We start from the raw sequence: 10,014 nt of genomic DNA, 5'->3' as shown, positions 1-10,014 counted from the left end.
ACCAAGAAGTTGTGGATAACTTGGAAAGCATCCACGGAGCACTGCTGAGAATGAATCGCTCCATACAATCAGAAGGTACTTTTGGCGTAATGAAATATGATCGCTGGTATAAACGAGTCGTAAGAAAAGGCATGGAACAGGTAAGACTGGAAATTTTCCTTGTTTCTATAGGGCATAATCTTTATAAATACCATAATAAAATCAATCGAGTAAAATTAGCCGCATAAACAGATAATAAGCTACTTTATGGGGAAAGGGGCATTGCGCCCTTTTTTAGATTATAATGGTATAAGATACAAAATCACGCAATAAAAAAGCGCTGTGGATAAAATGCTTTCGCATTTCATCACAGCGCCTTTTTTGGCCTTGCATGACAAAGCGGCTAAAAATATTTACAGATGCTCAGGATGTTTTGTCCGTCCTGATACGCATACTTTATGGCATCCACATTCTTTTTGACCAGGAAAATTCCCAGGCCGCCAATACCACGGTCTTCCATGGCGGCATTGACATCGGGGTCCGTGCGGGCCAGAGGGTCGTATGGTGCCCCCTTATCCATGAAGATCAGTTCCAACCCCAGCGGCGCTTCGAGAATCCTGCCGCGCAGGATGGCCTCACCCTCTCCGCCGCCATATGCGTAACTGGCGATATTCACAAAGATTTCCTCCACCACCAGCTCAATCTGCATTTGCGTTTTCGACGAACAGTCCGTATCCGCCAGCAGTCCCTCAACAAAATCATTCACTGCCGCCAGATTCTCCACCTTAGCCGCCGTAATCAGTTCCTTATACATCGTCCCCCTCCTTTGCCATATCGCCATAATACGACAAGGCCAGCATGGTAATATCATCGGACTGTGCTGCCGTTCCCACATGCAATGCCAATGATTTCTGCACCATAGCCAAAAGTTCCTGTAAATTCACCTTATCTGCTCCAGCTGCATCCAGTGTATCGATCAGCCGTTCCTCGCCATACAGCTCATCGCTCTCATTCAGAGCCTCGGTTACACCATCCGTATAAAGGAACAACTTATCACCCGGTTCAAGGGTCAGATCCTGTCCCTTGAACATCAGCTCATCCATTCCGCCCAGGACAAAATTACGCTTCACATCCATATAGGAAAATTTATTTTCTTTCTTCCGATAGATCAGCGGCGGATTATGCCCCGCATTGACATAGGTGAAATGCCCGGTCTTGATGTTCAGGAGTCCTACAAAAGCGGTGACAAACATCATGGCATCGTTGTTCTGGCAGAGCTGATCATTCGTACAGGACACCAGCGGTGCCAGATCTTTGCTGCCACTCATGGTCAGCGCGAAGTTCTTCAGGATGGTCTTGGCGATCACCATGAACAGCGCCGCCGGCACCCCCTTGCCCGACACATCCGCAATGGTAAGCATTACGTGATTCTCATCCAGCATATAAAAATCATAAAAGTCACCGCCGACCTCTTTTGCCGGATGCATGCTGGCGTAGATATCAAACTCCTTTTTCTCCGGGAATGGTGGGAAAATACGCGGCAACATGCTTTCCTGAATGTTCGTTGCCACACTCAGCTCCGTAGAGATGCGCTCCTTGTCCGCCGTCACCTGCGCCAGATTTTTCATCTGATTCTGTAATTCATCCGTCATCGCGTTGAAGCAGACTGCCAGATGCTCGATTTCATTGCCGGTATTGATGGAAAGTTTCTTCTCCAGATTGCCGCTGGCTATCTCCCGCACACCATCAGCCAGCTCATGAATGGGGCTGACAAAGCGCTCAGCCACCCGGCTGCTGACCAAAGGTACCGCCATGAGGAACAATGCCGCCAGCGCCAATACAGCCAGAAGCGTCTGCTGAATGGACTGGTTCAACACGCCGATGAAATCCGATGTAGTCTGCTCAATCACTTCTACATTGGCCTGAACCGGGCGGTTGACTTCTTCCGCAGCCATGACAATGCCATAGCTGGCATTCATTTCCTTCACAGGAGCATAAGCCAGATAGCAGGGAACACCATCAATCATGACCTCGCTGATCCCGTTTTCTCCTGCTGCCATCTGCCTGGCTATCCGCGCCAAGGATTCATCCTCAACATCAAAAAGACTTTGTCCCTCTGGCCCCGCAGCCTTCAACACACCATCCTCCTTGCCCGAGAAGATGATACGTCCCTTCTGTCCCATCAGGAAACCGTAACCCGTCTCGCCCAAGCGGGTTCCCTCTATGACATCACTTACCTGTGTCAGGAACATTCCCATGCCCACGACACCAGCCACTTCTCCCGCTTCGTCAAAATACGGTGCAGCGCAGGTTATCCCCAGATTCCCACTATATAGATCATTGAATACGCGGGAAAAGACCAGCTTCTTTTGCGATGCTGCATCCTGATACCAGGGACGCGTCCTGAAATCAATGGCAAAAGGCACGTTCTCGCCAGCTTTGAACTTCTTGTCCGAACGGTCATCCACGGTGATGCCAAAACCACTGCCAGATGCCACATAAGCCGATGCCACGGCGGGCTGGCTGGCATTCATCTGGAACAGCCAGTCCTGCAGGTTCGCAGTAAGACCGATTTCCCGCTGCAAGGCTGCACTGCCTTTAGCGACGTCGGGTGCATACTGCAGTTGTGCCGCGAGCTGTCCCGCCTGCGCACGGTCAGGCTCGGAAACGTGGCGCACGGTATAATCCTCCGGATGCTGTCGGATAGCCGTCATTTCTCGTGACAGCATGGTCACGTTCTGACTCAGATTGGCAAATATCAGCTCGATCTGCTTGCCCCGGTTCGCCAGCATACGCATCAGATCGCCCTTGAGGTCCTCACGGAGGATCTCACTGCTGTTCTCCGCGGCAGATTGCCCTATGCTCTGCCCGATCTGCACCGCACTGTTGCGAATATTCACCATGCCATAGAGGGAGATGCCTCCTACCAGGAGCAGTGTAACCAGGCTGCATAGCAGCAACAGCGTCAGCGCTTGCTTTTTTATCCCCATTTTAACCATAATAATTTCCCCTGTTCTCATAACACGTGGCTACATATTCCCGCAGGTATTCCCCCGCCTCTGCAATGACCAACGAAGCAAAGTCCAGCTGTACCCGGCCGGGATTATGCAGCACCATGATTTCCCGCCGCCCGCAGACAGGCCGCCAGCCGGCGAAGAAATATCCCAGCTTACGCAGTTCCTGATAAGCTGCCACCGCCCGCTCATCACTCACATTCAAGAATATATTGAACGTTTGATTCACCTGCTGATGTTCGCTTTCAATATCCGTTATCCGTTCGGCCAGGTCTGCTCCGCTTTCCTCTACCCAGATGGTACAGCTGGCCTGCCCCGCATCATTTTCCACCCGGCAACAGCTTTTCCCGTATAAGGGGACAAAATCGCGGACAACCACCACGGCCACCCCTAAAGATGCATACACCCTCCGGGCTATGTCCTCATGCTCAGCAGGCACGTAGATCGTTCCCGCATCCTCTTTCTCCTGCCGCCTGACTATGATGATATGATGATGCTTCATGTTCCGGTCCCGTTCATAGGAATGGGCAATATTCTGTATGGCCAGCACAGACAGCAGGAACCCGCAGGGCATAAAGCCCAGCCGCCCCATAGCCCGTTGCGATATATCATGATACGTGACGGAAAAACCATATCCCGCCGAGATGCCCGGCATCGTCGCCATCTTATCCAAAGCCAGCTGAAACAGGACATTCATGATGCCGAAGCGGCGATATTCCTTCAGTACCACGCCAGTTATCCACTCGCACATCGTGTCATAGGGAGGATTCAGCTTCAATCCCAAAGCCGCTGCTATCTTCCCCTCAGCCTCAGCCACCAGGAAATGAAACGCCCCACTGGCCACTCCCTTCAGGATAAAACCGGGATCATAAAACTCCGGCTTCAGGTAGGTACCTGCATACTCGTCCCGGATGCAAGCGATAAGACCAGATACATCTGCGGGGCAGAAATCACGATACCCCACGCACAGTTTCCGCCCTTCACGCTCAGCGACCCTGTATTCCATACATTCCCCCCCTTTATTTTCTGTATATCATCACCATCAGGTTATTTATGCCGAAAGTTGTTTTGTAATGTATGACATCAGCGGCCTTCATCACCATAGCAATGCCCAGTGCATCCTGGAGCGCCAAGGGGTCTTTCTCCTGCACCCGTCCGTAATATTCCAAAGGATTGAACATCCTTCCCGTGTTCCGGATGCGCAGGACAATAGCCTTTTTCCCCGCCTTTTTCCCCGCCTTTTCCATCAGCAATACACGCCCATCCATCACCGCCTCATCACTCTGGCAGGAATGGTCCTTGATGCTCAGCAGCATCTCCTCCATAGCCATGCGAACCAGCATCGTTTCCTTCCCCGTCAAAGCATTGGTTTCACAGAACGCTTCGACCTCATCCATCTTCGCCACGACAGCCTCCGTATCGGCCTTGACGGAAAAGGAAAGGTATGTTCCCGTACGCTCAGCGGTCAGATCCTGCAATAAAAAGCCCGCGTAGCCTCGCCGGACATAAAACGGCTTGACCAGCAGCATGATGATGATCGGGCTCAGGGATGCAATCGTAAACGACCACCAGATGCCCTTCATCCCATAGACAGAAGCCAACAGCCAGGCTGGCAGCAGGATGAAGAGGAACGACCGGGAGAACACCAGCACGTTTGCCAGTCCCGTGAAGCCTGCCGCCTGGTAATAGAAAAACATCAGATAACAACATACAGAAGGCAACAAGCTGAAGGCAAAGATGCAGACTGCCTCGGAAGCAGCTGCCAGTTCCGAACCTTTCAGCCCGAACAACGAAACAATTTCTGCGGGGAAAAGCAAAATCACTGCGGTCATGAGGCCAATCAGAACCAGTCCGATCCTGTGGACCTCATACTCAATGCGCCGCACGCTGACGGTATCAAATTCCCGCGTCAGTACGCTGATAAAAGAAGCGGAGCCCTGCGCCAGTCCTGAAAGGATGATCAGCGAGAAATTTTCCAGCGCCGTAACCACCGAGAAAGCGGCCAAACCAACTTCTCCAGCTGTTGCGAGCAACAAACGGTTCAAGACGATCAAACGGAAAAACGTCAAAAGATTGTTCGCTGCCGCCGGACTTCCTAACTGCATGAGCCGCAAAGCCAGACTCATATCCAGCTGCCGCACCAGATGAAAAGCGGATTCCCCTCTGAGCACGGCATGGAGCCCGAGCCAGGAAATCAGGATTGAGGCCAGCACCGTTCCCCAGGCAATGCCCGCTATCCCCACAGCCAGAACTTGGATAAAAAACAGATCCAGGACGATATTCACGACCGCCAGTGCCAGGAACAAGCCTATGATCAGGCGGAGCCGGCCTGACAGCCGCAAGAAATTGAACGGCAGATAAAAGAGCGCCGTGCCAAAGCCCCCCCAGAGATAAACCAGTCCATATTCATAAGCCGCTTCATAGATTTCATCCGTCGTACCGAAAACATATAATATATCCTGCAGCCATATCGAACCAATCAGCCCCAGCAGGAAGGAAAAGAGCAGCCCCAACCAAACGGCCAGGGAAAACGAGCGATCTGCCCCCTCCGTATCATCACGGCCCAAGAAATAGGCAGCTGTCGTAGCGCCCCCTACGCCCACCAGTGAGCCCACAACGGAGAACAAAAAGTAAAAAGGCATCACCACGCTCATTACCGCTAAACCTGCTGCTCCGAAAAACACTCCCGCCAAAGCGCTGTTTGCGAGACTGCCCGCCATAGCTCCCAGCATGGCCAGGATAGAAGCACTCACATGACGCACGATCAAGGCTGCATCCATATCGTCAGCATCCTCCTTAACAAATTTTTTCAGGATACCATATTTTTATATTCTCTCAGCAAGACCACGACTCCTGCCAAACAAAGCAAAATAGCGATGAACAAGGAACTTCCTCGTTCATCGCTATTTCTTACACGCTTATGCACCGAAAAATTCATTTTCCACCGCAATACACAGCATATGATATACCGGCAAGTGCAGTTCCTGGATCTTGAACGTCTCGTCCTCCGGCACGCAGATATTGATATCAGCCAGGCCACGCGCCTTGATCTTGCCACCGCTACGGCCTAAGAGTCCGATGGTTTTCACGCCCTTGACCTTGGCCATTTCCAAAGCGTAGATGACATTGGTGCTGTTGCCGGAAGTGGAGATGGCCAGCAGCACATCCCCCTCATTCCCCATGCCCAACAACTGCTGGGCAAAGGACAGGTCCGGTGCCTGGTCATTGGCAAAAGCTGTATTGAGTGCCACCTGATTCACCATGGACAGTGCCGGCAGAGCCCCCTGCAAATTATCAATGAGGTACTGCGCATCATCACCGCAGTGCTGACGGATCTTATCCGCCAGTTCCCCCTTGATTTCACGCCTGAGCAGAAACCCTTTCATGAGCTCCCCGACAATATGCTCGCTATCCGAAGCACTGCCGCCATTGCCACAGGCAATCAGCTTGCAGCCCCTGCGGTAACTCTCACAGATTGCCTCCACAGCCGCCCGCAAATCATCCCGGCAGACAGAAAGCTGCGGATAACGGGCAATCAGATCATCTATACACTTCAATGTTGAATCTTTAACCAAAATAAAACTTCCTTTTTACACACTTATAAGAAAATACGAGGCAACAGTCCCTCCCCCGCTACGAAAAAGCGGTGGTCTATCGTTACCCAGCGCCCACGGAAGGGCGCAGGCGGACGTAAATCCCCGGATGGGATTTCAGTCCGCGTTTTCTTTTTGGTACTTTTTCTTTGCGCCAAAGAAAAAGTACATAACCACGAATTACCGATTACGATATTTATTAGCCTCGGTACGGGCATCGTACCCTTCCTGCGGCCCACGAATATCCTGGATCTGCTGCGGACGCGGCGTAACATCGATTGGCTCATTGCTGCGATTATAATGATTCATCTGCGATGCATACTCATTTTCCTTGCCGCGGTTCCGGAACTTGTTCCAAGCCCAGCGGATCAGCATGAATACAGCCACCAGCATGACGACATTGGCGATCACGCCAAAGATATCGCCCAGCATGCTGCTGCCAAAGAGATTACCCAGCATGGAACCCAGCAGCATACCACCAGCCAGCAGGCCTACCGTACGCAGGGCATTACCCCAGCGGCTGCCGCTCTGGGTATTGGCAGCCGTATTCGCATTGGCATTGGCATTGCTCTTGCTGTTGGCTGTCGGTGCATTCTTGTCCAGACTCTTGGCATCCTTGGAAGGCTTGTACGTCTCACCGCTGCCCGATACGGATTTATGCGTATCATTATTGGTCTTGGGGGCAGCTGCTTTCGGTGCAGCAGACTTCGGCGCACTCTTGGCTCCGCCGCCCATCTTCGCACCGCCCTTGGCGGCATAGGCCGTGGTGGCCATATCCACGGACACCACGGGCATCGTAGTCATAACCATAGCTCCCACCATCAGGGAAGCGAGGATTTTCTTCATCTTCATGTCAATTCTCCTTTGACTCGTCATTATTCCTTATAGGATTTGATATCTTCGGGGAAAGCATAGATTTCCCCTACCGTGTCCAGCTCACCGGACAGATAGCGGTCGATATCGTCCACATCGATATAGAGCTTGCAATCGATATCCAGATAGCCCTGTTCCGCACCGTTTGACAGGTCACGGATGGCCATCAGTTTTTCCCGGAGCTTCAACAGCTCGCTGCGGGTGGCGTGGATATCCAGTTTCACCTGGGGTACGCCGTACTCTTTCAAGACTTCGTCCATGGTCATACGCTGTGACATAGTGTTCATCCTTTCAACTTTGACTTTTTGATGTTTATTATTCTAGCAAAGTATGCTGAAAATAATCTGATAGATTTACCTGTTATCCATTTTTTCCTTCATGCGGTCCAGAATCTGCTGCAACTGTCGCTTCTGCCGCAGATGGGTTTCGTAATCCAAATCATTGGAATCGATGGCCAGCCGCTTGTTGATGGCATCGATACTCGCCTGCAACCGGGACATAGCCGCTTGTTTCTCATCCATATATTATCCTCCAACGCTTTCAATTATACCAAAACAATAGATAATGCACAACAACAGACCAGCCAAATGCTCTACGATAGCACGATCCCCCCAAAAGACAAACGAAACTCGTCTTAGATTTTCCCGCTTTTACAGACCATACCGAATCGCGGTATAATGAAGGCAGGCAATTCGTATTGGAGGAGGTTTGTTATGAAGAAAGACTTCTATATAAATCTGCAGGCTGAAGAACAGGATCAGCTGGCGGCCTGCGAAAAAACTGCCGGCCACTATACACTCTACCGCACCATCTGCTTCTTCGCCCTGATTTTCGCCTTTGCGGCCGCATATGACGGGCTGTCTATTGCCGGGATCATGGGCGTGCTGCTGCTTGTGCTCTTTGGCTGGCTGATCCGCCAGCACAACCATATCAAGAAGCAGATTCGCTTTTTCCAAAATGCCCTGGCCGTAACAGCAGATTATCTCTCACATTTCGATAAGACATGGCAGGACTTGCCGGATAAGGGCGAGGATCTCTGCAAAGCCAGCCGCCCGCAGGATGTTGACCTGCATATCTTCGGCAAGGCTTCCCTCTATCAATATCTTTGCTGCGCCCGCACAGCCTTAGGCAGAAAAGAACTGGCCCGGGCGTTGAACATCATGCCGCCGCCTCCCGCTGACATCCTCAAACATCAGGAAGCCGCCGCCGAATTGATTGGCCGCCAGCGGCTCTGTGTAGAACTTCTGGCCCTCAGCCGCCAGCTGCCCGCAGGCCACGATACGGTCCCCCTGCTGAAAGAAATCACCACCGACCGCCAACAGGATATCAGCCATACGCTGCAACGCACCAGCTGGATACTGCCCATCCTGACCTTATGCAGCATCATACTGGCAGCTGCTGACCTGCTGAGTTGGCAGCTGCCCGGCCTGTTGGTACTCCTGCAGTTCACCATTGCCATGATTTTCCAACAGCAAAACCATGCCATCCTCACCCCCTTGCTAGCTCTCAATCAGGAGCTCCATGCCTATCAAACCCTGTTCATCCGTCTGAGAGAGACAAACTTTACAAGCACCGTATTGACAAGATTAGCTGCTGACCTGTCCCAAAACGGCGCACCTGCCTTGCAGAAACTGGCCCGGCTCACAGACCATGTGAACCTCTGCCGCAATCTCTTCTTTTACGTCCTGGGCAATGCTCTGTTCCTTTGGGACTGCCACTGCGCGGCCCGCTTTGCCCGCTGGCAGGATGACGCCGCCCAAAACCTGCCGGACTGGCTACAGGAATGGGCCGAAATGGAACTCTATCTCTCTCTGGCCATGGTGGGGCATACCCGTGAACAATATTGCTTCCCGCAGATCCTGAGGGGGGATCCCCAGTTGAAAGCCACAACCCTGGCCGCCCTGCTGCTGGACGAAACGAAAGCCGTGCCCAACGATACAACACTTGCCTCCGAAACCCGCATCATCACCGGCTCCAATATGTCCGGCAAGACCACTTATATGCGCACGCTGGCCAGCTCGCTTGTGCTGGCCTATGCAGGGGCCCCGGTCTGCGCCAAGGCATTTGCCTGCACGCCTATGCACATCTTCACCTCCATACAGGTGCATGATGACCAGTCCCAGGGAATCTCCACCTTCTATGCCGAGCTCCTGCGCATCAAGCAGATGGTGGACTTCAGCCAAAAGGAACTGCCCATGTTCATCTGCATTGACGAGATTTTCAAGGGTACCAACTCCGCCGACCGGATCATCGGCGCACGCGAAGCCATTTCCCGCCTGACACAGCCCTATGCCATCACATTGGTATCCACCCATGATTTTGAACTCTGCGATCTGCAATCCCCCAACAATATTCCGGTAACGAATTATCATTTCGCGGAATACTACGAAGAAAACAAGATAAAATTCGACTATAAAATAAAGAACGGCCGCTGTCAGACGACAAATGCCCAATATTTATTAAAAATGGCGGGAATCCTGTAGACAAATGTCTTTTCGTATGATATTATAGGGACTATCTTATTTGAGATGTACCTGTGTTTACTCACAGTAGAC

The 10,014-nt window shown here is 51.9% G+C and carries 10 protein-coding genes; 2 read left to right on the top strand and 8 right to left on the bottom strand.

Translation table 11 applies throughout. The features are described from left to right. The coding region (locus BUB68_RS02880) for a transposase (protein ID WP_073088295.1) at positions 1–227 on the top strand (227 nt) is incomplete at its 5' end. A 155-nt stretch (positions 228–382) separates the two neighbouring features. Here BUB68_RS02880 and BUB68_RS02875 read toward each other — a convergent pair. The 8 genes from BUB68_RS02875 to BUB68_RS02840 form a co-directional block, all read right to left on the bottom strand. After that, a complete protein-coding gene (locus tag BUB68_RS02875) occupies positions 383–793 on the bottom strand; it encodes an ATP-binding protein (RefSeq protein ID WP_073088294.1) in 411 nt (136 codons plus the stop codon). Further along, positions 786–2,978 carry a SpoIIE family protein phosphatase gene (locus tag BUB68_RS02870; protein ID WP_073088293.1) on the bottom strand — a complete coding sequence of 731 codons (2,193 nt, stop codon included), beginning with the start codon at positions 2,976–2,978 and terminating at the stop codon, positions 786–788. The genes BUB68_RS02875 and BUB68_RS02870 overlap by 8 nt, the downstream gene beginning before the upstream one ends. Beyond that, positions 2,971–3,999 (bottom strand): GNAT family N-acetyltransferase, encoded by a 1,029-nt coding sequence (locus tag BUB68_RS02865; RefSeq protein WP_073088292.1) that lies wholly within the window; start codon positions 3,997–3,999, stop codon positions 2,971–2,973. Before BUB68_RS02865 ends, BUB68_RS02870 begins: the two co-directional genes overlap by 8 nt. Positions 4,000–4,012: 13 nt before the next feature. After that, a complete protein-coding gene (locus tag BUB68_RS02860) occupies positions 4,013–5,773 on the bottom strand; it encodes an MATE family efflux transporter (RefSeq protein WP_073088291.1) in 1,761 nt (586 codons plus the stop codon). A 138-nt stretch (positions 5,774–5,911) separates the two neighbouring features. After that, a complete protein-coding gene (locus BUB68_RS02855; RefSeq protein WP_073088290.1) occupies positions 5,912–6,568 on the bottom strand; it encodes a D-sedoheptulose-7-phosphate isomerase in 657 nt (218 codons plus the stop codon). A 198-nt stretch (positions 6,569–6,766) separates the two neighbouring features. Next, positions 6,767–7,438: a hypothetical protein gene (locus BUB68_RS02850; protein ID WP_073088289.1), complete on the bottom strand. Its 672-nt coding sequence runs from the start codon at positions 7,436–7,438 to the stop codon at positions 6,767–6,769. Between the two features lie 23 nt (positions 7,439–7,461). Then, positions 7,462–7,737, bottom strand: coding sequence for a hypothetical protein (locus tag BUB68_RS02845; RefSeq protein WP_014423213.1), 276 nt, complete (start codon positions 7,735–7,737; stop codon positions 7,462–7,464). Positions 7,738–7,812: 75 nt separating this feature from the next. Beyond that, positions 7,813–7,980: an aminoglycoside phosphotransferase gene (locus BUB68_RS02840; RefSeq protein ID WP_073088288.1), complete on the bottom strand. Its 168-nt coding sequence runs from the start codon at positions 7,978–7,980 to the stop codon at positions 7,813–7,815. Positions 7,981–8,172: 192 nt separating this feature from the next. Here BUB68_RS02840 and BUB68_RS02835 point away from each other — a divergent pair, with 192 nt between their 5' ends. Further along, complete coding sequence (locus BUB68_RS02835; RefSeq protein ID WP_073088287.1) at positions 8,173–9,942, top strand: MutS-related protein; 1,770 nt, start codon at positions 8,173–8,175, stop codon at positions 9,940–9,942. Positions 9,943–10,014 lie beyond the last annotated feature (72 nt).

The sequence above is a fragment of the Pseudoselenomonas ruminantium genome, assembly GCF_900142515.1.
In the GTDB taxonomy this organism is placed as follows: Bacteria; Bacillota; Negativicutes; order Selenomonadales; family Selenomonadaceae; genus Selenomonas_A; species Selenomonas_A ruminantium_D.
The sequence above is the reverse complement of the archived record's forward strand: the minus strand, read 5'-3'. Positions and strand labels throughout refer to the sequence as shown.

Coding starts and splice junctions, on each gene's coding strand:
- BUB68_RS02875 (WP_073088294.1), bottom strand. CDS start 793: ATGTATAAGGAACTGATTACGGCGGCTAAGGTGGAGAATCTGGCGGCA.
- BUB68_RS02870 (WP_073088293.1), bottom strand. CDS start 2,978: ATGGTTAAAATGGGGATAAAAAAGCAAGCGCTGACGCTGTTGCTGCTA.
- BUB68_RS02865 (WP_073088292.1), bottom strand. CDS start 3,999: ATGGAATACAGGGTCGCTGAGCGTGAAGGGCGGAAACTGTGCGTGGGG.
- BUB68_RS02860 (WP_073088291.1), bottom strand. CDS start 5,773: ATGGATGCAGCCTTGATCGTGCGTCATGTGAGTGCTTCTATCCTGGCC.
- BUB68_RS02850 (WP_073088289.1), bottom strand. CDS start 7,438: ATGAAGATGAAGAAAATCCTCGCTTCCCTGATGGTGGGAGCTATGGTT.
- BUB68_RS02845 (WP_014423213.1), bottom strand. CDS start 7,737: ATGTCACAGCGTATGACCATGGACGAAGTCTTGAAAGAGTACGGCGTA.
- BUB68_RS02840 (WP_073088288.1), bottom strand. CDS start 7,980: ATGGATGAGAAACAAGCGGCTATGTCCCGGTTGCAGGCGAGTATCGAT.
- BUB68_RS02835 (WP_073088287.1), top strand. CDS start 8,173: ATGAAGAAAGACTTCTATATAAATCTGCAGGCTGAAGAACAGGATCAG.